At 63.4% G+C, this 23,918-nt stretch carries 23 protein-coding genes; 13 read left to right on the top strand and 10 right to left on the bottom strand.

Translation table 11 applies throughout. The annotated features are described in order from the left end of the window. Positions 1-80 precede the first annotated feature (80 nt). Positions 81-1,445: an MATE family efflux transporter gene (locus QCE88_RS25340; protein WP_309907478.1), complete on the top strand. Its 1,365-nt coding sequence runs from the start codon at positions 81-83 to the stop codon at positions 1,443-1,445. Here QCE88_RS25340 and QCE88_RS25335 read toward each other — a convergent pair. Beyond that, a complete protein-coding gene (locus QCE88_RS25335; protein WP_309907476.1) occupies positions 1,406-2,626 on the bottom strand; it encodes an acyltransferase in 1,221 nt (406 codons plus the stop codon). The genes QCE88_RS25340 and QCE88_RS25335 overlap by 40 nt on opposite strands. Positions 2,627-3,314: 688 nt before the next feature. Here QCE88_RS25335 and QCE88_RS25330 point away from each other — a divergent pair. Then, entirely contained in the window at positions 3,315-4,220 is a 906-nt protein-coding gene (locus tag QCE88_RS25330) for a phytanoyl-CoA dioxygenase family protein (RefSeq protein WP_309907474.1), read from the top strand. A gap of 18 nt (positions 4,221-4,238) precedes the next feature. Here the strand turns inward: QCE88_RS25330 and QCE88_RS25325 are convergent, their stop codons facing one another. Beyond that, the gene (locus tag QCE88_RS25325) at positions 4,239-5,417 is read right to left on the bottom strand and encodes an alpha/beta fold hydrolase (RefSeq protein WP_309907472.1); all 1,179 of its coding nucleotides are present in this window, start codon (positions 5,415-5,417) and stop codon (positions 4,239-4,241) included. A 23-nt stretch (positions 5,418-5,440) separates the two neighbouring features. Then, on the bottom strand, positions 5,441-6,322 hold the full coding sequence (locus tag QCE88_RS25320; RefSeq protein ID WP_309907470.1) for a LysR family transcriptional regulator: 882 nt from the start codon (positions 6,320-6,322) through the stop codon (positions 5,441-5,443). A 136-nt stretch (positions 6,323-6,458) separates the two neighbouring features. On the opposite strand from QCE88_RS25320, the gene QCE88_RS25315 reads away from it, so the two are divergent. From QCE88_RS25315 to QCE88_RS25300, 4 genes are all read left to right on the top strand, one after another. Beyond that, positions 6,459-7,742, top strand: coding sequence for an MFS transporter (locus QCE88_RS25315; protein WP_309907468.1), 1,284 nt, complete (start codon positions 6,459-6,461; stop codon positions 7,740-7,742). 6 nt (positions 7,743-7,748) lie between these two features. Next, on the top strand, positions 7,749-8,612 hold the full coding sequence (locus QCE88_RS25310; protein ID WP_309907466.1) for an amidohydrolase family protein: 864 nt from the start codon (positions 7,749-7,751) through the stop codon (positions 8,610-8,612). 97 nt (positions 8,613-8,709) lie between these two features. Further along, positions 8,710-9,591, top strand: coding sequence for an oxaloacetate decarboxylase (locus QCE88_RS25305; RefSeq protein WP_309907465.1), 882 nt, complete (start codon positions 8,710-8,712; stop codon positions 9,589-9,591). 109 nt (positions 9,592-9,700) lie between these two features. Further along, entirely contained in the window at positions 9,701-9,994 is a 294-nt protein-coding gene (locus tag QCE88_RS25300; RefSeq protein ID WP_309815970.1) for a DUF1330 domain-containing protein, read from the top strand. 41 nt (positions 9,995-10,035) lie between these two features. Here QCE88_RS25300 and QCE88_RS25295 read toward each other — a convergent pair whose 3' ends face one another. After that, positions 10,036-10,758, bottom strand: coding sequence for a haloacid dehalogenase type II (locus QCE88_RS25295; RefSeq protein WP_309907463.1), 723 nt, complete (start codon positions 10,756-10,758; stop codon positions 10,036-10,038). Between the two features lie 179 nt (positions 10,759-10,937). Between QCE88_RS25295 and QCE88_RS25290 the strand changes: the two genes are divergently transcribed. Then, complete coding sequence (locus QCE88_RS25290) at positions 10,938-11,648, top strand: SDR family oxidoreductase (RefSeq protein ID WP_309907461.1); 711 nt, start codon at positions 10,938-10,940, stop codon at positions 11,646-11,648. Between the two features lie 38 nt (positions 11,649-11,686). Further along, on the top strand, positions 11,687-11,923 hold the full coding sequence (locus tag QCE88_RS25285; protein ID WP_309907459.1) for a 4-oxalocrotonate tautomerase family protein: 237 nt from the start codon (positions 11,687-11,689) through the stop codon (positions 11,921-11,923). Positions 11,924-11,941: 18 nt separating this feature from the next. Here QCE88_RS25285 and treA read toward each other — a convergent pair whose 3' ends face one another. From treA to QCE88_RS25255, 6 genes are all read right to left on the bottom strand, one after another. Further along, complete coding sequence (gene treA / locus QCE88_RS25280; protein WP_309907457.1) at positions 11,942-13,606, bottom strand: alpha,alpha-trehalase TreA; 1,665 nt, start codon at positions 13,604-13,606, stop codon at positions 11,942-11,944. A 120-nt stretch (positions 13,607-13,726) separates the two neighbouring features. Further along, a complete protein-coding gene (locus tag QCE88_RS25275) occupies positions 13,727-14,236 on the bottom strand; it encodes an Ohr family peroxiredoxin (protein ID WP_309907455.1) in 510 nt (169 codons plus the stop codon). Between the two features lie 109 nt (positions 14,237-14,345). After that, positions 14,346-15,350: a LysR family transcriptional regulator gene (locus QCE88_RS25270; RefSeq protein WP_309907453.1), complete on the bottom strand. Its 1,005-nt coding sequence runs from the start codon at positions 15,348-15,350 to the stop codon at positions 14,346-14,348. Between the two features lie 109 nt (positions 15,351-15,459). Then, positions 15,460-15,867: a cupin domain-containing protein gene (locus QCE88_RS25265; RefSeq protein WP_309907451.1), complete on the bottom strand. Its 408-nt coding sequence runs from the start codon at positions 15,865-15,867 to the stop codon at positions 15,460-15,462. A 38-nt stretch (positions 15,868-15,905) separates the two neighbouring features. Next, positions 15,906-16,385 (bottom strand): carboxymuconolactone decarboxylase family protein, encoded by a 480-nt coding sequence (locus QCE88_RS25260; protein WP_309907449.1) that lies wholly within the window; start codon positions 16,383-16,385, stop codon positions 15,906-15,908. A 142-nt stretch (positions 16,386-16,527) separates the two neighbouring features. Then, complete coding sequence (locus QCE88_RS25255; RefSeq protein ID WP_309907447.1) at positions 16,528-17,409, bottom strand: RNA polymerase sigma-70 factor; 882 nt, start codon at positions 17,407-17,409, stop codon at positions 16,528-16,530. Positions 17,410-17,834: 425 nt separating this feature from the next. Between QCE88_RS25255 and QCE88_RS25250 the strand changes: the two genes are divergently transcribed. From QCE88_RS25250 to QCE88_RS25230, 5 genes are all read left to right on the top strand, one after another. Then, positions 17,835-19,211, top strand: coding sequence for a gluconate:H+ symporter (locus tag QCE88_RS25250; protein ID WP_309907445.1), 1,377 nt, complete (start codon positions 17,835-17,837; stop codon positions 19,209-19,211). An 80-nt stretch (positions 19,212-19,291) separates the two neighbouring features. Next, complete coding sequence (locus QCE88_RS25245) at positions 19,292-19,468, top strand: hypothetical protein (RefSeq protein ID WP_309907443.1); 177 nt, start codon at positions 19,292-19,294, stop codon at positions 19,466-19,468. A gap of 240 nt (positions 19,469-19,708) precedes the next feature. Then, complete coding sequence (locus QCE88_RS25240; RefSeq protein ID WP_309907441.1) at positions 19,709-22,333, top strand: PAS domain-containing protein; 2,625 nt, start codon at positions 19,709-19,711, stop codon at positions 22,331-22,333. Positions 22,334-22,372: 39 nt separating this feature from the next. Further along, entirely contained in the window at positions 22,373-22,963 is a 591-nt protein-coding gene (locus tag QCE88_RS25235; protein WP_309907440.1) for a peroxidase-related enzyme, read from the top strand. Between the two features lie 4 nt (positions 22,964-22,967). Then, positions 22,968-23,861 carry a LysR substrate-binding domain-containing protein gene (locus QCE88_RS25230; RefSeq protein WP_309907437.1) on the top strand — a complete coding sequence of 298 codons (894 nt, stop codon included), beginning with the start codon at positions 22,968-22,970 and terminating at the stop codon, positions 23,859-23,861. Positions 23,862-23,918: the final 57 nt, after the last annotated feature.

Raw genomic sequence — 23,918 nt, 5'->3', positions numbered from 1 at the left:
GTCATTGCCTCGCCGCGCATGATCGAAGCGTCGCGTGCTGCGGCTGACGCACCCCGCGAGTCACGTCTGGTTGTGTCGTCATGCATTCGTCAAATGATTCGCTGTTCCGGCAGTTCACGAAGCTTGCCGTTCCCACGGTGCTCGCTGCATGGGTTTATTGCATGCATTCGGTCATCAGCGGAATTTTCATCGGACGATACATCGGCGCCGATGCCCTTGCCGCGCTGAACCTGCTGGTTCCCCTGCTCTATTTGCCTTATGCATTCAGTGTGATGATCGGCGTGGGCGGCTCCACGCTCGTCGCACGACTGCTCGGCGAACAGCGCGAACGCGAGGCAGCCGAAGCCTTCACCCAGGCGCTGTGGCTGCTCGGCGCATGCAGCGCAGGATTCGCGCTGGCGATTCTCCTTCACGCCGATACCTTCGTGCGCTTGACCGGCGCACGCGGCGATCTGGCCGTGCTCGCGACGCAGTTCCTCCAAGCCTATGCACCCTTCGTGCTGTTTCCCACCGCATGCTATGCGCTCGAACTCTTCCTGCGCATCGAGGGCGCGGCGAAGTTCGGTCTTGCCTGTCTGATCGCGGGCGGTATCGCCGATGTCGCGCTGACCTGGTGGATGGTCGGTCATCTGCACTGGGGCATGCGCGGCGCGGCATGGGCGTCAGGGCTCAGTCAGGCGCTGGCGTGCGTGCCGATGTTCGCCTATCACTTTGTCCGCGCGCGCCGCGTGCGCCCTGTCGCGCGCGCTTTCGCAACGCCGGGACATGCGTGGCGCATGGCGTATAACGGCGTGTCGGAATTCCTGGGCGAGATCGCGCCGAGCGTCACGATCTTCGCCTTCAATCACGCGGTGTTGCGTGCGCTTGGCGACACCGGGCTGGTCGCGTTCGCGGTCGTCGAGTACGTCACGATGATCGCCTCGGTCACGATGGTTGCGCTGGTGCAGAGCATGCAGCCGATCGTGAGCTTCCAGCGCGGCGCGGGCAATCCACATGCGGTGACACGCGCGTTCAGCACCGGGCTCGTCACCACTGCCGGCTTCGCGCTGCTTGCCGCGCTTGCCTGCCTGGCGCTTGCACAACCGCTCGGCGCCCTCTTCGTGCCCAATGACTCCGCTGCGCAAGCGCTGTTGCATCAGGCCTTGCCATGGTGCGCGCTGGCATTCGTGCCCGCCGCGATCAACGTCGCGATCAGCGGCTACCTGACGGCCATCGAGGCGCCGCTCGCATCGATGCTCGTTGCCCTCATGCGCAGCTGGCTGCTGTTGCTCGCGATGTTATGGCTGTTGACCGCATGGCTCGGTCCGCGCGGCATCTGGATGACTGTCGCGCTTACTGAAGCCATCACGCTCGTGGCGAGTATTGCGTTGTATCGGCTGAGGGGGCGCCGGGTTTCTGTCATGGGCTATTTCGACGCCGATGCCCGGGCTTCACGCGTCAGGTGAAAGCGCCGGTCGACGCTGGCCAGCAGGCGTCGGGACAGTCGCGTGGCGCGCCCCTGGATCAGCCGGTCCGACACGCGCGACAGCGCATACGAGACAGCCAGCACGCCGACCAGCGTCGCGCCGAACAGCGCAATGGATGTCTCGCCGTTCTTCTGCCCGAAGACGCGATCGAAAAAATGAAACGTCAGGTAGACGCAGATGAAGTGCCACAGATAAATGCCATAGCTTTCGCGTCCGAGTGCGGAGGCGCAACGCCGCACTCCTTTAAAACGCTCGCTAGAGGCGCTGCGCGGCATGCCGCGCTGCTTGCGCGCCTGCTGAGAACACACGAACAGCAGGAACGCCACCGCACTGCAAGCCGCAGCGAGGGGCGCGAGCGCATGCGCCTTGTCGAACCAGACGCCGAGCGCGCCCGTCACGAGCGCAAAGGCAATGGCAAGCGCAAAGTAAATCACGCACACGCGCCGGGTGACAGCGGATGCCCCTAATAGATGCGAGCGGAACGCATACCATGCCCACATGCCGACGATGAAGCACGGCCCTTGCACCGGCGGCCAGAAATAGCCGAAGCTATTGTTGGCGACATTGCATTCGAGCGTGCCGTGGCATTCGCTCATCGACATCACACCGAGCGATGTCGCCAGCAAGACGACCGTGGCCAGCATCAGGCGCGTGCGATCCACTGCGACGAAGAACAGCAGCGGCGCAATCAGGTAGAACAGCATTTCGACGCCGATCGACCAGCCTCCCGGCACGACGTTATTGATGGCCGTCGGCGAGAGCGCATGCAGGAACACCAGGTTGAGGAGGATGTCCATCGGGCCGTGCGCGCCGAGTATCCACGCGCGCTCGATGCCTGATTGTGTCGCACCGTAACTGATGAGCCCATAGACGGCGATGGCCGCGTAATACAGCGGCGCGATGCGAAAGAAGCGCTTGATGTAGAAGCGCAGCGTGACGTGACGCGCATCGGCGCAGCGCGCGTGATCCACTTCGAGCGTCATGAAGATCGTGATCGCGCTGATCACGAAAAACAGTTGCACGCCGTACTGCCCCATGCGCGCGATCGACGTCACGGTGCCGGGCAAGTTGGGAAACTGAAACGACAGGTGTACGCCGACCACCCCGACGATCGCGAGCGCCCGTCCAGCGTCGAGCGCGGCAACACGTCCCTTCTCCATCCATTCTCTCCTCGCGGTTCGTTCCGACCTCCAAAACCTGACAGGCCGCGAGGCCCGTGGACACGGGCGCGCACGCCGTAGTTCCTACAAATCAGCGCAATTCCCGAGATTTTTACACGATGAAACTTGATACACGTATGGATACAACTTCTGGCTTTGCCGAATGGCGCGCCATGGGTTAATAAACTGAAAGCTATGGATTTCCGTAGTGATGCAGTCAGCAATGACTCGAAGTAATGACGGCCTTAGTTATATGCCGCCGTGTGGTTCGTCAATATCCGACAAAGTAGGTTTGTTTCGTGCATTAGCCAACCAAACGACATTTCAGCGAACGTTGTTTTGAAAGCTTATCGTATGCTTGTCTCGTTAGACTGTTGCTGAAGTTAGTGCAATCGCGCTCAAAGCATTCCGATTTCCTGACGAAACGGATGCAAACCGGAAATTGTTGTTCATCTTTCTTACGCTACAGGCAATACCTACCGACACCGCTGAAAGCTGTCGTTTGCAGCTTTTCGTCCTTCGTCGCGTCGAAAAAGTTGAAGAATAAAGCGGCAGTTTTTATGCCGAGTTTTAGGGGGCCAGGGCGGCGTACTGTGCGATACCGAACAGTGCGTTAATTTGTGTGCTGTTCCACTGACCGGATTTTATAAACCGGCAGAGGAATCTTTTGAGCGGGGCGACAAGGGAGATGACAACACTATCCCAATCGCAGTGCGGGAACTTCTGGAAAGACGGCTTTCTCCGTCTGGAAAACGTCGCGACGCACGCGGAACTCAAGACCTTGCGCAGTGTGGGTGACCGCCTGCTGCGCGAAAAGGCGGGATTCAACGAAGGCTTGCTCTTCGACTTCTACCCTGAAGGCGAAGGGCCGGAAAAGCCGAAGCTCGCCCAGTTGCATCACCCTTCGCATTTCGAGCGCAGCCTGCTTGAAATGGATCTGGCACGGCGCGCGCAGCGCGTGGCGATGCAGTTGCTCGGACCCAAGGCACGCTTCGTCAGCGACAGCTTTTTCCACAAGCCGTCGCATACCGAGGCTGTCACGCCCTGGCATCAGGACGAGGCCTTCACGGATCCGCGCATCGAACATCGTGAAGTGAACTTCTGGTTCCCGCTGCAACCGGTGTCGCTCCAGAATGGCTGCATGCAGTTCATTCCCGGATCGCACCTGGGCCCGGTCCTGCCGCATGGGCCGATTGGCGGGGACCCCACCACGCACGGCCTCGAATGCACATCGGGTTTCGAAAGCAAGGACGCGGTGATCTGTCCGTTGCAGCTCGGCGATTGCACGATTCATGGCGGGCGCACGCTGCACTTTGCCGGCCCCAATCCGTCCGATGCGCCGCGCTATGCCTATTCAATGGTATTCGGCTTGCCGAGGCGGGCATCGAGCGAAGTGCGTACGTTCCCTTGGAACGACAACCGGAAACTGTCGCGCGACCAGCGCGTACATGAATCACGGCGCGCCCAAGGCTCCTTCTGGCCTTACCTGTATCGCAAGGTCAAAGAGTTCGACTACACCAATCCGTACGAGTGGCGGCTCGGTGCACATCGCGTCGCGCGTCTCATCAAGAAGGGACGCACGCCGGCGAAGTGATGCAGCAGGACAAGCCGGCTAGAACGCCGGCGCGTCCTGTCTCAGGAAACGCAGGATACGGCTGGCCACGGTGGCCGGCTGTTCCTGCTGCACCCAATGTCCCGCCCCTTCAATCAGATGCGCGGCGCGAAAATTCCGGCAGGCCAGCAGGCGCATCGCATCGAAGTCGCCGGGACGCTGATACACGCCCCAGTCGCTGCTCCCCGCGATGAAACACGCAGGGACGTCGATGGTCGCGCCCGACCATGTCCGCAACGCGGCTGCCTGATGCGCATCCGTACCGCAGCGATACCAGTTCAATCCGCCTTGAAAGCCGGTGCGCGCGTATTCGCTCGCATAGATGTCCAGATCGCTGTTCGTGAGCCACGCGCATGACGCGGCCTGCACTTCGCCCGGCTCATGTTCGGCGACCGTCGCGGGCATGGTGGCGTCGGCGTTCATCACGTAGTAGGTCGGCAGCAAGGCAAGCTGGTCTGCCGTGACGCCATCGAGCGCATGCGGCCGGTTGCCCGCCCAGTCCGCGCTCTTGACATGGAAGTAGGCGCGCAGGAACGCGGCGAGTCCGTGCGGCGCATGCCGCATGTCGTGGTCCGCCTGCGGACCCGAGTAATACCATTGATAGTGCTTGCGTGGCGGGTCGAGCAACGCGAGCCCGTCGACCGCGTCCTTCAACAATGCGGCCGTCACGTCGATGCGCGCGCGCGTCGGATCGTCCTGCGCGGTATCGAAAGCGAACGCGGACGGTCCGGCAAATGGCGCGCTCATCATGACGACCGAGGCGAACACGTCCGGCCGTATCACGCCGCACCATGCTGCCACGGGCGAGCCGAAATCATGGCCGACCACCGCCGCGACCCGGCGATAGCCCAGCGCCGAGATCAGCCCGAGCACATCGCTCACGAGGTTGGGAAAGCCGAAGCGAGTGAGATCGGCATCGAAGGAAGTGTCCGCGCCCGTGGTCCTGCCATAACCTCGCTGGTCGGGCGCAATGACGTGATAACCCGCCGCGGCCAGCGGCAGCATCACTTTGCGCCAGCTATACGCCAGCTCGGGAAAGCCATGCAAGAGGACGATACATGGCCGGTCGGGCGCATCGAAACCGGCTTCGAGAACATGCATCGACAGGCCATTGCCGTTGTCGACATGGCGTGCGCGAATGCCTTCGGGTAGAGGTAGATCGTTCAACGGGTGGCTCATTTCATTGTCGCTTTGAATTGAATTCATCCTTCGAGCAGCGCGGCGAAGCGGTCGGCCAGCGTGGGGCGCGAACGCATCGGCCAGATTGCACTCAGCTCGAAAGGCGGCAGATTGTCTCCGTCGCGCACGTCGCAAAAGCGCACGCCCGCGAATTGCAGCGCCGTCACCGACTGCGGCAGCAACGATGCACCGCATCCCGCCGCGACGCAAGCGAGCACGGTCAACGAGCGGTTCGCGTCCTGCACGACATTCGCCTCGCAGCCAGCCTGGCGAAATGCACTCAAAATACCAGCGCGCACGACGGGCAATTGATCGCCTGGAAACCACACGAGACCGGCGTCAGAAAGGTCCTTGAGGCCGACCTTGCCGTCCTCGCCGGTACGGAAAGATTGCGGCAGCACGGCGAGCAGCCGCTCGCGGACGATCAACTTTTCGCGCATCCGCCCGCCGACCGCAACCGGTGTATGCAAAAGACCAATATCAATCGACCCTTTCTCCAGTGCGCTGGCCTGTTCCGCGTTGCTCATCTCCTTGAGCATCAACTCGACATGGGGCACTTCGGCGCGCAGCGCGGCAATGGCGCGCGGCAGAAGACTGAACAGCGCGGCGGAGGCAAAGCCGATGGCCAGGCGGCCGCCGCGCTGCGCGCCGATCTCCCTGGCGCGATGCGACGCGGCCGCGATGCGCGCCACGCTCAGACGCACATCTTCGACGATGGCTTCCCCTGCCGGCGTCAACTGCGCGCCGCGCCGCGTGCGTGAAAACAGCTTGACGCCCAGATCCCGCTCCATACGCGACAGGGCCTGACTCAACGCGGGCTGCGCAATGTCGAGCACTTCGGCCGCACGCGTCACGCTGCCCGCATCGGCGATGGCAAGAAAGTATTTGAGGTTGCGAGTCTCCATGGTGCAAGCATATCAAAATGATATGAAAAACGAACAGATCCATAGTATGCGAGGCGGACATTGGTTTTTAGAATGCACGGGCACACTGCATTCATTGATACAAAAGGCGGACGCGAATCCGCGCAGGAGACGAGACATGAACTGGTACCAAGAGGTGTCCACAGCCGAAAAGCGCACGCTGTGGGGATGCTTCGCCGGCTGGGCGCTGGACGGCGTCGACACGCAGGTCTTCAGCCTCGTCATTCCGACACTCATCGCGACCTGGGGGATCGGCAAGGGCCATGCGGGCCTGATCGGCGGGGCGACGCTCGTCGCGGGCGCGCTCGGCGGCCTGATGGCGGGCGTGCTGTCGGACCGCATCGGCCGCGTCAAGGCGCTGCAAGTCACGGTGCTGTGGTTTTCTGTATTCACTTTCCTGAGCGCCTTCGCGCAAAACTTCGAGCAGTTGCTCGTCCTCAAGTCCCTTCAAGGACTCGGCTTCGGCGGCGAATGGACGGCCGGCGCGGTATTGCTCGGCGAAACGATTCGCGCGGAACATCGCGGCAAGGCAATGGGCATCGTGCAGAGCGCCTGGGGCTTCGGCTGGGCGGGCGCGGTCCTGCTCTACATGATCGTGTTCTCGTGGGTCTCGCCGGAATGGGCCTGGCGCGTCTTGTTCGCGATCGGCCTGATCCCCGCGCTGCTCGTGATCTACATGCGGCGCAACATCGTCGAGCCGCCCCGCGCCGCGCCGTCTGTCGACACGGGCGAGGTTCGCCCGCAAGGCATCCTCGAGATCCTCGCCGGCATCTTTCATCCATCGGTGCTGCGCACGACGATCGTCGGAGGGTTGATCGGCCTGGGCGCGCATGGCGGCTATCACGCGATCACCACATGGCTGCCCACCTATCTGAAAACGGAACGCCATCTGTCCGTGCTCGGCACGGGAGGCTATCTCGCCGTGGTGATCTCGGCGTTCATCGTCGGCTGCTTCGTCAGCGCGTGGCTGCAGGACAAGATCGGCCGCCGCAGGAATGTGATCTTTTTCGCGATCTGCTGCGCCATCACGGTCAACGTCTATGTGTTCCTGCCCATCGGCGATCTCGCGATGCTGATCCTGAGCTTTCCGCTCGGGCTGTTCTCCGCCGGCATTCCAGCCACGCTGGGTGCTCTGTTCAACGAGCTGTATCCGCAAGGCGTGCGCGGCACGGGCGTGGGCTTCTGCTACAACTTCGGACGCGTGGTCTCCGCCGTGTTTCCGGTGCTCGTCGGACACATGGGCAACTCGATGCCGATCGGGCAGGCACTCGGCATCGATGCGGGCATCGCCTATGGACTCGTGGTCATTGCCGCGTTGCTGCTGCCAGAGACCCGAGGCCGCCGCATCGCCACGGAGGCTGCACAAGGCGCGTCGCGCGAACGTTCGCCCAACCATGTCTGACACGCCATGACGCAATTACTCGACATCAGAAACGAGCAATGGCTCGAAGCAATGCGCGCTCCCATCGAAGCCATCGATAGTCATGCGCACGTCTTCGTGCGCGGCCTGCCGCTCGCCCCGCATCGCCGTCATGCACCCGACTATGACGCGACCCTCGATGCCTACGCGACGCACTTGCGCGCCCACGGCGTCTCACATGGCGTGCTCGTTCAGCCCAGTTTTCTCGGCACGGACAATTCCTTTTTTCTCGATGTGCTGCAACGCTATCCGCAGCGTTTTCGCGGCGTGGCCGTCATCGATCCCGCGATCAGCGACGCTGCGTTGCATCGCCTTGCCGAACAGGGCGTCGTGGGCATGCGCTTGAATCTGATCGGACTGCCATTGCCGGATGTGCGGGCGGCGCACTGGCGCGGCCTGTTCGAACGCGTCAACGCACTGGGCTGGCATGTCGAGATCCATCGCAATGCGATCGATCTACAGCGACTCATCACGCCGCTGCTCGACCAGCACTGCACCGTGGTGATCGATCATTTCGGCCGTCCCGACCCCGCGCATGGCGCCGCCGATCCGGGCTTCCGCTATCTCCTGACGACAGCATCGAGCGGCAAGGTATGGGTGAAGTTATCGGCCGCCTATCGCAATGTCATGGGTGAGAACGGCATGGCGCTCGGCCAGACGCTTGCCGCCGCCTTGCTCGATGCCTTCGGGCCCGAGCGGCTCGTGTGGGGCAGCGACTGGCCGCATACGCAGCATCGCAGCCTGATCGATTACGATGACGCGCGCGCCGCGCTGGAACACTGGATTCCGGACACTGCGCAGCGCACGGCGGTCATGCGCGACTCGGCGCGCACGCTGTTTCGTTTCGATTAATACGAGCGACGTCGAGCACGGAGGCGACGCCCGCGTTAGCATGGCAAACGCCGGGCGCATCGAGACGCCCCATTCCACTTTTTTTCGGAACCTGGCCATGACACTATCTTCTTCCCGCCGCCGCGCCGCCTTCCGCGAACTGGTCGCGGCACGGCGCGGGCTGCTGCTGCCCGGCGCCTTCAACGCAATGAGCGCGCGCGTCGTGGCGGACCTGGGATTCGAAGCGATCTACATCACGGGCGCGGGCGTCACGAACATGTCGCTCGGCATGCCGGATCTCGGCTTTGTCGGTCTCGCGGAAATTGCTGAACACACGGCGCGCATTCGCGATGCCGTCGATCTGCCGCTCCTCGTCGATGCCGACACCGGTTTCGGCAACGCCCTCAACGTGCGCCATACGGTGCGCACGCTCGAACGCGCGGGCGCCGATGCCATCCAGCTCGAAGATCAGGTGATGCCGAAGAAATGCGGGCATTTCGCGGGCAAGGCCGTCGTGTCGACGAGCGAAATGGTCGGCAAGATCCACGCTGCGGTGGATGCGCGCGAGGACGAAAACTTCCAGATCATTGCCCGCACCGATGCCTGCGCCGTCGAAGGTTTCGATGCGGCAATCGAGCGTGCGCGCGCCTTCGTTGAAGCGGGCGCCGACATTCTCTTCGTCGAGGCGATCGAAACGCCGGAGCAGATCGCGTCGCTGCCCAAGCTGCTCGACGCACCGCAGTTGATCAACATCGTGATCGGCGGCAAGACGCCGGTGACGGACCGCGCAGATCTGCAGCAACTCGGCTTCAGCCTCGTGCTGTATGCGAATGCGGCATTGCAAGGTGCGGTGCGCGGCATGCAGAGCGCGCTGGGCGCATTGAAGTCGCAAGGCCGTCTCGACGAAGATCCCGCCGTCGTCGCCCCGTTTGCGGAGCGTCAAAGGCTCGTGAACAAACCGCTCTTCGACGAACTCGACCGCAAGTACGCCGCTGATTGACCACCCGCGATTATTTGCTATGCTGGCCGCCGCAACCGGACGCCCGCGCGCTTGACGCATGGCGTCCGCCTCGCGGCGCCCGCGCGCCGTTCAAACCACGGAGATACAGATGGCAAAAGGTTATTGGGTCAGCGTGTACAAGACGATCATGAAGCCCGAGCAGGCTGCGGAATACGCGAAGCTCGCCACGCAGGCCATCAAGGAAGGCGGCGGCCGTCCGCTGGTTCGCGGCGTTGCGGCCCTGGCGCAAGGCGAAGGCGCGCTCGAACGCACGGTCGTCGTCGAGTACGATTCGCTTGAAGCCGCCATGGCCGCCTACAACAGCGATACCTACAAGGAAGCGCTGCGCGTGCTCGGCGACGCCGTGGTGCGTGATTTCCGCATCGTCGAAGGCGCAGCCTGATTCATCGTTGAGCCTCGCTATCTGGCCGATGTCTGCCGCGCTCATGCGCCGACGGCATCGGCCAGTTCGTTCATGTCCTTTACGACAGCATCCCAGTCGCTTTCGGCTTTCAGGTCGCTTGTCTGACCGGGACCATGCTCCAGCGGCCGGGCGATGAACGCCGTCTTCAGCCCACATTGTCTCGCTGCCGCAAGATCGTTGTTGTGCGCCGCGACAAGACAGACCTCGTCGGGCGGCAGCATCAACACTTCAGCCGTACGCAAATAAGCCTCGGGCGCCGGTTTGTAGATCCGCGCGATTTCAGCACCGAGGATCGCATCCCACGGCAGGCCGGCGCGCTTCGCCATGTCCACCATCAACCTGATATTGCCGTTTGAAAGCGGCGCGATGATATGGCGCGCCTTCAGGCGCTGCAAACCCGGCACCGAATCCGGCCATGGATCGAGACGATGCCACGCGAGATTGAGATCATCCAGCGCGTCGGCCGGGACCGCGTTCGCATCGATGCCAAACTCAGGCAGCAAGTCCACCAGATTCTCGCGATGCAGCACGTCCAGCCGGACGAACGGCCGCTCCCCGCCGATCACCCGGCGCATGGCGGGCACGTAGCGGCTGCGCCAGGCATCGGCGAAGACTTCAGGCCGCGTGCCTGGCGGCCCGTAGCGCTGAAGGAATGCATCGGCCTCGCGCGTCACGCCGCCGCGCCAGTCCACCACGGTACCGAATACATCGAAAACGAAAGCCTTCACCTGGGACAAGCTCACCGGAATGCTCCCTTTTGAGAGTTTGAAAGAACGGTCATGCCGGACCATTTGTTCCTGCCACGCAAGACTGAAAGTCCATCGCGTGTGTACGCAACGAACCTCGAAGCGCCTAAATTACAAGCCATCGGAGCCAACGGTCCGATCCGCAACAGGCCCCAGTTCTCTTATCGAGGTTCATTATGAGCAATACGCAAAAAGTCGTTATCGTCACGGGTGCGTCGCAAGGCATCGGCGCAGAAATCGTCAAGGCATTCCGAGCGCAAGGTCATGCCGTGGTCGCCACAGCACGTTCCATCCAGCAAGCCGACGATCCCAACATCATTGCCGTGGCGGGCGACATCGGCGAACGCGCCACCGCTCGGCGCGTAGTGGATGCGGCGATCGAGAACTTCGGCCGCGTCGATACGCTGATCAACAACGCCGGCATCTTCATCGCCAAGCCCTTCACGCAATACACGCTGGAAGATTACGCGGCGATGCTGAACGTGAATCTCAATGGCTTCTTCCATATCACGCAGCTTGCCATCGAACAGATGGAGAAGAACCATAGCGGGCATGTACTCAACATCACGACCAGCCTCGTCGATCACGCGGTGAACGGCGTGCCCTCGGTGCTCGCCTCGCTGACCAAGGGCGGCCTGAATGCCGCGACCAAGTCGCTTGCCATTGAATATGCGAAGGCCGGCATTCGTGCGAACGCGGTGTCGCCCGGCATCATCAAGTCGCCCATGCACGCACCCGAGACGCACGAAGCGCTCGGCAAGCTGCATCCGATGGGACACATGGGCGAAATGAGCGACATCGCTGGGGCGGTGCTTTATCTCGACAACGCGCCGTTCGTGACCGGAGAGATTCTCCACGTCGATGGCGGCCAGAGCGCGGGACATTAACAACCACGCATGCCACCGTTGTTCAAAAGGAGCCACCCATGCCGATCGTAACCATTCAAGTGACGCGCGAAGGCAATACGCCGGGGACGACCGCCGTCACCGCCGATGAAAAAGCGCGGCTCATTCAAGGCGTGAGCCAGTTGCTGCTCGACGTGTTGAACAAGCCGCTGGACGCCACCTTTGTCGTGATCGAGGAAGTGGACATGGACAACTGGGGCGTGGGCGGCCTGCCGGTGCAGGCGTATCGCCGGCAAAAGCAGGCCGGGCCGGGCTGACGGGTCCCGTCGATCGCGTCATTGCCCTGGCGCGTAGAGGTCGAGGAACTTGAGGGTCACGCCGTTGGTCCAGCCGAAGCCGTCCTGCAACGGATATTCGCCGCCTCCACCGCCGCCCGTGCCCTCACCTTCGACGACATACTTCTCGACGAGCTTCTGCTGCATCGAGTAGACGTTGTTCACGTCCGCGAGGAAGCGCGTGCCGATAGGCCGCGCCAGATCACCGCGCCCATAGCGCTTGAGCCCTTGCACGGCTATCCAGTGCAAGGGCGCCCAGCCGTTCGGCGCATCCCATTGCTGTGACGTATTGAAGGTCGTGGTCGTGAGGCCGCCCGGCTTGAGCAGGGTCGTGGCGACGGTATGCGCTGTCTTCTGCGCGCGATCCGGCCATGCGGCGCCCGCGAACAATGGATAGAGCATGGCCGCCGACGGATTGTTGCGTGGCTGTCCGAGCCTCCAGTCATAATCGCCGTAATAGCCGTTGTCGTTCCACAAATATTTGTTGATGGCGATCGCCCGCTTCGCCGCGCGGCCGATGTATTCGCCGACGCATCCAAAATCGCGCACCTCGCCGCAGCCAGTGGCAATCGTCGTTTCGAGGTGGAACATCAGGCTGTTGAGATCGACGGGAAGGATGGAGGTCGTGCGGATGGTTGCAAGCGTCATGTTGTCGCCGAACCAGCGCGAGCTGAAGTCCCAGCCGCTCTCGGCCGCCGCCCGCAGGTCCCGATAGACTTCATTGGGCGGACGACTGCTCGCCTGCTTGGCGGTGGTCACGTCCTCCAGGTAGGACTCGTCGCGCGGCGTGTCGCGTTCGTCCCAGTAGCGGTTAAGCACCGTGCGGTCGGGCAGCATCACGACATTGCGTTTCGCTTCGCCGGGTTGCAGCGAACGCGCGCCTTTCATCCAGTACTCATGCTCGCGGCGCAACTGCGGCAAATACTTCTGATACACGCGCCCGCCCTCCTTCTGCGCGGCGAGCTCCACCATGTACGAGAAGAACGGCGGCTGCGAACGGCTCACGTAATAAGTGCGATTGCCGTTGGGAATATGACCGATCGTGTCGATCAGATACGCGAAGTTATCCAGCATGTCGTCGACCAGATCTTCGCGGCCCGCTTCCTGCAAGCCCAGCATCGTGAAATAGGTGTCCCAGTAGTAACCCTCGCGGAAACGCCCGCCCGGCACGACATACGACTTGGGCAGCGGGATCAGCGAACTGTTCGGCGGGACGTTCGCTGTCGTTGTCAGGCGCGTGAGTTGCGGCCAGAGCCAGTCGATATGATCGCGCAGCGACTGCCCCGCTGGCGGCGTAATGCTCTGGTCCGTGGGCGGCGTGAAGTATTGCGCGACGAACGCCTTCAGGTCGAATCCTGGTGCGGACATCTGCGTGTGATAGGCCTGCAGGATCTGCGCGGGGTCCATCTTCGGGATCGCGTCGACGAAGGTCTTCTGGTCTGGATAGACGCCTTGCGTCTGCACCGCGACGAAGAGGTCGCCATAAAGCTCGCTCGGCGGCGGGGGCAACACATAGCCGCTGGTGGCGTCGGCATGGGCCGCACTCGCGGCGATGCTCAGGAACAGCCAGACGCCGAGCATTCGCCCTGTGCCGGCTCGCCGTGTCTTCACGGGTTCACGCAATGACACGTCAGGAACCGCGCGATGCGATGACAGTGCGATCATGCTCCCTCCCTCGAAGGATATTGAACCGGACTGGTCTCGCTCGGGCAGCGCGTTCTGATTATGGGTTCGTTCGGCAGCACGGCGAAGCATAGAACGCCTGATCGCGGGTGGCAACCCTCGTTACGCTTGGTCCGCACTTCCCGCAAGCGCAACGACATTGACGATGCCCTTGCGGGCCATCTTCGTGTACGGGCAGAAGCGCTCCGTATTGCGCACGAGTTCCTCGGCGACCGGCCGCTCCACGCCGGGAAGCTGTACCTGGGTGTGCGCGGTGAGCACGAAGAGGCCATCCACCGGATCGCGCGCGAAGTTCACCGTGACGGACACGGCTGCATGCGCGGCATCGATGCCCGCACGGTTCGCGAGCAGCGTGAGCGCACCATGGAAGCACGCGGCATACGCGGCTGCGAACAACTGCTCCGGGTTCGTGCCGCCGCCGGCCCCGCCCAGCGACTCGGGGAGCCGCAGATCGAGATCGAGATTGCCGTCCTCGGAGCGGGCCTTGCCTGAAGCACGGCCATGGCCCGCGTCGCCGCCGGTAATGGTCACGGTCGTCGAGTAGAGGGTGTGCGTATCCTGGCCCTGATACTTGTCGAGCAGAGTCGCGGAAGGCGGAGTGAGTGATGCCATGATGGTCTCTTCGATGCGCATGCGCGACGTCGGTCCAGCATGCATCGTATGCATGCCGTCGTGCGTCCGGTAGTCGCGTCCGTAGAAGCACGGTGTTGCCCTCGATGCATCAATCCGCGCGGCTCAACGGTTGCAATGCGTTGCTGATCGTGGTCGTCAGGCAATGCAGGTCGAGTGCGCGCGTGTGCTCCGTCATATAGTCGACGAACACGCGCACACGCGTGGGAAGTTGCTTGCGGCTGAGATAGCACAGGTAGTGGCCGCCATCTTCCGGCGCGTACTGGGCGAGACACATGAGCAACCGGCCGGTCTTCAACGCATCGCACACAAGATAGGCCGGCAGTTGCGCGATGCCTTGTCCGTCCATCACGGCCTGGAGCATCAGATCGATATCGTTGAAAATCTGCCGCGCATGGGGCAACATCTTGTGCGGCACGCCATTGACCTTGAATTCCCATTCGGCGATGCGTCCGGACGACGTACGCAAGCTGATGCAGCGATGCCGCTCCAGTTGCTCGACGCCGCGCGGCAGCCCATGCTCGCGTGCATAGCCGGGTGACGTGCAGACAATCATCTGCATCGGTATGAGCTGCTTCGCGACGACCTCGCAATCGTCGATATGGCCGTCGCGGAACGCGACATCCACACGGTCCGCGGTGAAGTCGCATGGCGCGTCGTTCAGCAGCAGTTCCAGCGCGATGTCCGGATAGCGCGCATTGAAGCCCGGCAGCAACGGCGCGACGACCTTGCGGCCGAAGCCCGATGTCGAGGCGATGCGCAGGTGTCCGCGCGGCGGTCCGTGGCGCAATTCGCGCATGTCTTCGAGCGCCTGCACGATACGCTCGACGCCCGGCTGGCAGTTCTTGTAGAAGAGTTCGCCTTCGCGCGTCAGCGACGTGCTGCGCGTGGTGCGCAGGAACAGGCGCGCGTCGAGTTGCGCTTCGAGTTTCTGCACGTTGCGGCTGACGGCGGAACGGCCGATGCCCAGGCGATCGCTCGCTTTCGCGAAGCTGCCTTCATTGGCGACGGCCAGAAACGAAACGACGCCCGCATAACTCGTGCTGAAGCTATAGGCGAGCGAATCGTCGGAATGGGAAACGAGGTCCAGTGGCATGGCGGCGCTAAACGGAGTGGCTCTGACTCACAAGACGTTTGCGCCGCCCGGTTTGTGACATCGCCGGTTGAAAATATTTTCGCGCCTGCTTTTGCGCCTGTTTCCGGCATTACTTCACTGGTGTCAGTACCGGCTTGCCCTTGTCCTTGAGCAACAGCACGATGAACTTCGCGGGCTTCGTCTTGCTGGCGTTGCGGCCGACCGTGTGAATATCGTCCGGACCTTCATAGAAGGTATCGCCCGGCTTGAGCGTCACTTGCTTGCCGCCTTTGACCTGCATCACGATCGACCCTTCGACGACATAGACGAACGCGTGCGCATCGTGACGATGCACCGGGTCCACCGCGCCCGGCGGATATTCCACGTTGATCATCAACGCTTCCTTGCCGGGATAGTCCGGCAGCGGCTTCGTCATGAGCTCGGTGACGACGGCTTCGGGCGCGGCCCGCGCTGCTTGTGCAACGAGCGCCGCGCTGCCGAGTGCGAGCGCCAGTCCCATGCGTCTGATGTTCTGCATGATGATTCTCCGTGGGTAAGAGGACGGCGCCCGAGGGTTCAGGACAGGTTTGCCTTCTCGAGGCCGAACACCTTGTCCGACGAGCCCGGCACGGTCTGAAACGCGATGTTGGCGCGGTTCCAGCCGTTGATCGCCATGATGGCGTAGGTCAGGTCGGACAATTCCTTTTCGTTGAATTGCTCACGCACGCGCTGATACAGCTCGTCGGGCACGCCGTGCTCCGGGACACGTGTCAGGACTTCGGTCCAGGCCAGTGCGGCGCGTTCACGCGGCGAGAACAAGGGGGACTCGCGCCAGATTGCCACATGATGGGTGCGCAGCTCGCGCTCGCCATGAATCTTGGCTTCCTTCACATGCATGTCGACGCAAAAGCCGCAACCGTTCATCTGCGATGCGCGCAGCGAGACGAGATCGCGGACGGTCTGCTCGATCGCGCATTCCGCGACGGCATTGCTGAATTCATAAAACTTCTTGAAGAGCTGGGGAGACTGGTGAACATAGTTGATGCGCTGCGACATGACGGCTCCATGCAGGTGGGTTCGGCCGGTCGCGGGCGCGGACCGGCATGGAGGTCATCGTAGGTTTGCGCGGCTTGCGACGGTAGCCCTGCGCCAGGCCTCACGCTGTTGCCCGGTGCGCATCAATCGTCTCTGATGCGGCTCAACGGCTGTCCAGCCAGGCCACGATCCGTTCGAGCTTGTCGGGGTTGCGCTGCACCAGAATGCCGACGATGCGGTCCTGCTCGACTTCAAACGACTGCGCGGATTCGAGTTTGCCTTCGATGAACCGCAGCAACGCCCATTGCCCGTTGAGCATCACGGGTTCCACGCGCACATCGCTTCCGTAGCGCAGAACCGTGGCATAGAAGAGCTGCGCGATGCGGCGACCGCCTCGCATGGGCTCCGGGAAGCTCGGTACGTGACCGCCGCCGTCGCCGATGAGCATGGCTTCGTCGGCAAGCATTGCATGAATCGACGCGAAGTCGCCGTGTTCGAGCGCGCTCACGAAGGCCAGCAGCACTTGCCGATGCAGCTCGCGCGACACCGGACGAGGCGGACGTTCCTCGCGCAATTGCACCTTGGCGCGGCTCACGAGCTGACGGCAGGCGGCCTCCGTCTTGCCGATGACGCGCGCCACCTCCGGATAGTCGGCGTCGAATACCTCGCGCAGCAGAAAGGCGGCGCGCCCCTCCGGCGTCAAGCGTTCGAGCAGCATCAGGAAAGCGACCGAGACATCATCGGCCCGTTCCGTCATCTCTTCAGGTGTGGCAGGCGCCTCGGTGATGTGCGGCTCGGGAAGCCAGATACCGGTGTAGTGCTCGCGCTGGATCTTCGCGGCACGCAGGCGGTCGATCGAGTGACGCGTCGTGACCGATACCAGCCACGCCTCCGCATTCTCGATGGCCTCGCGCGCAGCCGCGTGCCAGCGCAGCCAGACATCCTGGACGATGTCCTCGGCTTCCGCCACCGAACCCATCATGCGATAGGCGATGGCCTGCAAACGCGGGCGCAGGCGATCGAACTCGCGCGTGGCGTCATCCATGGTGTCGGCTCCGGGTTCGTGCGGGTTCAAGCCTCTGAAAAATGTCCATACAGGATCGTAGCGCAAGCGCTGTCTGCCGGGACGCGCAACGGAACGACCCGTTGGCCCGACCTCCTCCAACGAATGGCATCTCGAATACAAAGTGCAAAATGCCATCTCGCATGCAAAACGCAAAGTGCAAAATGCCGGACGGCAACGCGTGTACCTCTGTATTGACTGACCGGCAAGCCAGCGTCATTGGTCCGATTTTTTGACCGATGCCGCACAGAACGCCATTACGACACGACTTCGCCGTCCGCCGGCATGGCCGGGACCGGCGTGAAGTGCGGCATGGCCTGCGCCGCGAAAGCAAACCGTAATGGCGTCGACGTACTCTCTGCCTGCGTCATCTCAAGCGCCATCTCCAGAACCACCTCAAGACCACAGTGAACCCAACGACAACCCTCGCCCCCTGGTCCGCCCACGACACCCAACTCCTGATCGCCTGCGCGCTCGGCCTCGCGATCATCATCGTTTCCATCAGCGTCCTGAAGCTCGCGCCGTTCCTCTCCATCCTGGTCGGGACGTTCGCGGCAGGCTTCGCCGCGCATCAGCCGCTCGAGGCCATTGCGCAGGCGTTCAGCAAGGGCGCGGGCGCGCTGCTTGGCGACGTCGGCATCATCATCGCGCTCGGCGCCATGCTCGGCGCGCTGATGGCGGAATCCGGCGCCGCCGACAGGCTCGTCACCACCCTGCTCGACCATTCCACGCCGCGCCGCCTGCCGTGGATGATGGCGCTCGTCGCGATCATCGTCGGGCTGCCGCTGTTCTTCGAAGTCGGCCTCGTGATGATGGTGCCGATCATCTTCGTCATGGCGCGCCGCTCCGGGCAACCCATCCTGCGCATCGCGATTCCCGCGCTCGCCGGCATGACCACCCTGCACGCGCTGTTGCCGCCGCACCCCGGCCCGCTGATCGCCGTGAGCGCGCTGCATGCCGACCTCGGACTGACGCTCGGCCTGGGCCTGATCGTCGCGCTGCCTGCCGTCGTCCTTGCTGGCCCGGTCTACGGCATCTGGCTGTCGAAGCGGCTCCACATCGAGGCGCCCGAGGAAATCGGCCAGCTCTTCACGGCCCGCGAGGAAGGCGCAGCGACGCCAGGCTTCGCGATCTCGCTGGTGACCATTCTGCTGCCCGTCGTGATGATGCTCGGCCGCACCATCGCCAAGCTTGCGCTCACGAAGGACACGCTGCTGTACGACATGCTCGACTTCGTCGGCGAGCCGCTCGTCGCGCTTGCGCTGACCGTGCTGTTCGCCATCGTGATGCTGGGCTGGTCGCGCGGCATGGCGCGCGAACGCGTCGGCGGCATTCTGCGCAAGAGCCTGCCGCCCATTGCTGCGCTGCTGCTGACCATCGGTGCCGGCGGCGGACTCAAGCAGATGCTGGTCAACGCGGGCATCAGCGTGACCATCGGCAAGATTGCCGTCGGCACGCACCTGCCGCTCATCTTGCTCGCGTGGCTGATCGCCGTCGCGCTGCGCCAGGCGACCGGCTCGGCGACCGTCGCCACGACGACCACCGCGGGGATCGTCGCGCCCGTCGTCAGCGGACTCACGGCGACCCATAACTCGCTGATGGCGCTCGCCATTGGCGCGGGCTCGGTGTTCTTCTGCCACGTCAATGACGCGGGCTTCTGGATGGTGCGCGAATACTTCGGCCTCACGCTCAAGCGCACGGTAGCCGTGTGGTCGGTGTTGCAGACCATCGTCTCGGTGGTCGGGCTCGTGCTCACGCTCGTGCTGTGGAATGTCCTGACGTAAGGCCTAAGGCCAGCGCTGGCACGCGACATGCGCCCCTGTGAACATGCATTCGACCTCGTAAAGGACAGGGAGCGCACATCATGACCAGCGAGAACGATCGTCCGACCCCGCCGAAGCAGACACCCGACGACCCGAACGTCGCGGACCGGCGGCTTTCCGAAGAACAAAAGCGTGACTTGAAGAACGAACCCGAGCAGCCAAGCGGCGACAAGGGCGGCAAGCTACCGGATCCGAAGGAAGTGGGCGAGGCGGGCTGATACGCCAAACGCCGCTCTTTCGCAATGGGCGAGAGCGGGTTTCGGCAAACGCACATGCCGTATGCCACGTAGAAATTACTCCTGATTTTTTCCGCCTCGCCCGACAGGCGGCAAGAGCGCCTGCCATGAGCGTCCGGGCGACGCTTTTGTTGTATGGTAAGCCTCAAGCTATCGCAGCGTTCGATGCCGCGTACGGCGACGCGTATCGCCGACAATGAGTCAGCAGAAGCAAGGACGCCCATGCACGATCCTGCTCATTTCTTGCCGTCGTTCGTCTGGCGCGCAGCCCGCGACGGCACGATCCAATACGCCAACCCCTGGGCGTGCCGTTATCTCGGTGTAGCGCTGGCGGAGCTGACGGGCCGTCACTGGAACGCCTTCATCCATCCCGACGACATCCCTCCGGTGCTCGATGCGCTGCGGCTCATGCGCGACGGCACGCTGCTGCGCAACGTCGATGTGCGCCTGCTCCGCGCGGACGGCGCATTCCGCTGGCATACGCTGCATCTGCAAGCGCGGCGCGACGAGGCAGGGCTGATTGGCGAGACCGTGGGCGTGGCCATCGACATTCACGAGTGCCGCCATGCGTGGGCCATGTACGAAGCCAGCGAGCGCCGCCTGCAGGCGGCCTTTGCCGGCGCGCGCATGGGCGCGTGGGAATGGGACATGAAGACGCGCGTGGTGCGCATGACCGCGCAGCTCGCGGCGCTCTATTCGTTCCCGCCCGGCACCGAGGCCGTGTTGCTCTCGGAAGTATGGGACCGGGTTGCCCCGGAATATCGCGAGCCCTTCCAGCGCAATCTCACCGAGGCTTTGCGTGACGGCGGTCCGTTCGAATTCGACTTCGTGCTGGAACCCGATCCCGGCACACGCCGCTGGCTGCGCATGCGCGGCCATCCCGAGTTCGACCGCGAAGGCGTGCTGACGCGCGTGTATGGCGTGAGCTTCGACATCAGCACGCAGCGCGCCGACGAAGACCGCCTGAGTCTCTCTGAGCGGCGCTATCGGGCGCTGGTGGAGTCGACCGGGGCGCTCGTCTGGTCCGCCGACGCGAACGGCGAGATCCGTCCGTCAGGGGGCGAATGGGAGCGCTTCACCGGCGTGTCGCCTGAAACGTTGTCCGGCTGGGGCTGGCTCGAATTCATTCATCCCGAGGACCGCGAACACACCCAGCGCGACTGGCTCGACGCGCTGGAGCAAGGCGCCGCGCGCACGTTCACCTTCCGCATGTACCGGCGCGACGGCGTGTATCGCATGGTGCAGGCACACGCCGCGCCGCTTCACGACGATCAAGGCAAGCTGCAGGAATGGTTCGGCACGACCACCGACGTCACGCCGCGCTACGAGGCACAGGCCGCCATCGAAGCGCGCAGCCTGCGCCTCACAGTGGCGATGCAGGCCGCAAACATCCACATCGCCTCGCTCGAACTCGCCACGTGGACGCTCTTCCTCGAAACCGGCGGCGAGCGTCAGATCCACGAGACGCTCACCTACGACGCGGCGCTGGCGCGCGTGCATCCCGAGGACAGCGCGTCGCTCGACCGGTATATGCGCAGCCTCGCCGCCGGCGAGAACCCCGGCGGGCATTTTGAATTCCGCGTGCGAAACCTGCATGGCGAACAATGGATGCAAGGCAGCGCGCTGCTCCAGCGCAGCAAGGACGGCAAGCCGTTGCGCATCATCGGCAGCGTGATCGACATCACCGAGCGCAAGCACATGGAATTGATGCTGCGCGAGTCGGGCCGGCGCAAGGACGAGTTCCTCGCCATGCTCGCCCACGAGCTGCGCAATCCGCTCGCGCCATTGCGCACTGCCATCGCGCTGCTGCAGAAGGACAAGGACAGCGAGCCGCATCTGCGCGACCTGATCGACCTGATGCGCAGACAGGTCGAGCACATGACGCGCATCGTCGACGATCTGCTCGAAGTGTCCCGCATCACGCAGGGACGCATTGCGCTGCAGCTCGAACCGATTCTCGTCGGCACGGCGGTGTATCACTCGGTCGAGGCGATCGCGGGCATGGTCGAGGCCCGCGCGCAATCCATTCACGTCGATGTCTCCGATGCGACCACCTGGGTGTGTGGCGATGTCACGCGTCTCTCGCAGATTCTCGTCAATGTGCTGAACAATGCCAGCAAGTACACGCCCGAAAACGGCCGCATCACGGTGAGCGTGCGGGCCGACGACGAGTCAGTGGCGATCGTCATCGCCGACACGGGCACCGGCATTTCGGCGGATCTCTTGCCGAAGGTCTTCGAGCTGTTTTCGCAGGGCGAGCGCACGCTCGACCGTTCGAACGGCGGGCTCGGCATCGGGCTCTCGCTGGTGAAGAAGCTGGTCGAGATGCACAAGGGCACCATCAGCGTGCAGAGTCCGGGGCCGGGACTCGGCACGACGGTGACGATCCGTCTGCCGCGCCTGCATCATCATGAACGGCACTCGGCACTGGCCCTCGCTGATCAGGGCGCACGCGCCGCGCGCACGACCTTGCGCATCCTCGTGGTGGATGACAACCGCGACGCCGCCGATTCGCTCGCCATGCTGTGCGAGTCCGAAGGCCATGTCGCGCAGGTTGCGTATTCGTCGTCGGAAGCGCTCGAAGCGGCGCCGCTGCTGGAACCGGACGTCGCGCTGCTCGACATCGGCTTGCCCGATATCGATGGTTATGAACTCGCGCGCCGGCTGCGCCGAAAGGGCGAGACCATGCCGCTGCTGATCGCGATCACCGGCTACGGTCAGGCCGAAGACCGGCTGCGCGCGCAGTCGGCGGGCTTCGACTATCACTTCGTCAAGCCCGTGAACGTGGAGAGCCTGCTCAAGCTGCTGGGTTCGCTGACTGCCACACGAGGCGCGCCGCCGATCTAGAATGAGCGTTCGATCAACGCCTTCATTCACGACGACGCCATGACGACCCCGCCCATCAGCCGCTATCCCGTTCCCCAACCGCAAGACTGGCCCGACGATATCCGCACCCGCATTCTCGACGTTCAGGAAAAGGCCGGCTTCGTGCCGAACGTCTTTCTCACGCTGGCACACCGTCCCGCCGAGTTCCGTGCATTCTTCGCCTATCACGACGCGCTGATGCTCAAGGAAGGCGGCCTGAGCAAGGGCGAGCGCGAGATGATCGTCGTCGCGACCAGCGCCGTGAACGAGTGCCTGTACTGCGTCGTCGCGCATGGCGCGATCCTGCGCATCTACGAGAAGAACGTGCTCGTGGCGGATCAGGTCGCGGTGAATCATCGCAAGGCGGATATCACGCCGCGCCAGCACGCCATGCTCGATTTCGCGCTGAAGGTCTGCCGCGCGTCGGGCAGCGTGGACGACAGCGACTTCGTCACGCTGCGCGCACACGGGTTCAACGATGAAGACATCTGGGACATCGCGGCGATCACCGCGTTCTTCGGCCTGTCGAACCGCATGGCGAACGTGATCTCGATGCGGCCCAACGACGAGTTCTTCCTGATGGGACGCGTGCCGCGCGAGCCGAAGCAGTAAGCTCATGCGCCTGCCTCCGCTGAAAGCCATCATCGCCTTCGAAAGCGTTGCGCGGACGAAGAGCGTCAACCGCGCCGCCGACGAACTCGGCCTCACGCCCTCCGCCGTGAGTCATCAACTGGCGAACCTGGAGAGCATCGTCGGGCGGCCGTTGTTCACGCGCCTCGGACGCGGACTCGTGCTGACGCCGACCGGCACGCAGTATCTGTCGGACGTGACGGGCGCGCTCGCCGAGCTGAACCGCGCCACCGAACGCGCATCGAGCGAAACCTCCGTCGAGATCCTGCGCATACATTCGAGCCCGAGCTTCGGTCTGATGTGGCTGCTGCCGCGTCTCGCCGCCTTCCAGGAGGCGAACGGCGACATCCAGATGAACCTCGCGTGCTCGTACGAGGACGTGTCGTTCACCTCGGGTTACTACGACGTCGCCGTGCGGCACGGCTATGCGCATTGGACCGATGTCGAGATCCGGACCCTGCGGCACGAGACCGTCGCGCCGCTGGCCTCGCCCGAGTACCTCGAACGCTTCCCCGTCGCCTCGCCCGATGATCTGCTGGAACGCCGCCTGATCCTCTCCGAGTCGCCGCTGGTGCAATGGCAGCAGTGGTTCGGCAAGTTCGGCGTGGCGGTCAGGCGCAAGGCGTTCGACTTCTCGTTCGACCGCTCGTACATGTCGCTCGAAGCGGCGGCGCTGGGTCACGGCATCGCCCTGGAGAGCACGATGCTGGCCTCGCGCCATCTCGCACGCGGCACGCTGGCGCCGGTGTTCGGCCGTGAATATGCGATCGAAGTCGGCGCGCATCATCTGGTTTACCCGAGCCAGAACGCGGGCCTGCCGCGCGTCGCCAAGTTCCTCGCGTGGATGGATCAACAGATGGCGCTGCACGCCGATACCTGAAAATTTCTCAGCGATAGTTGAACCAAACTGCGTTGATCGTCAGGCGGAAGGCGAAGA

It is taken from the genome of Caballeronia sp. LZ035, assembly GCF_031451175.1.
Lineage (GTDB): Bacteria > Pseudomonadota > Gammaproteobacteria > Burkholderiales > Burkholderiaceae > Caballeronia.
Note: the sequence above shows the minus strand (reverse complement) of the source record. Positions and strands in the feature narration are given on the sequence as shown.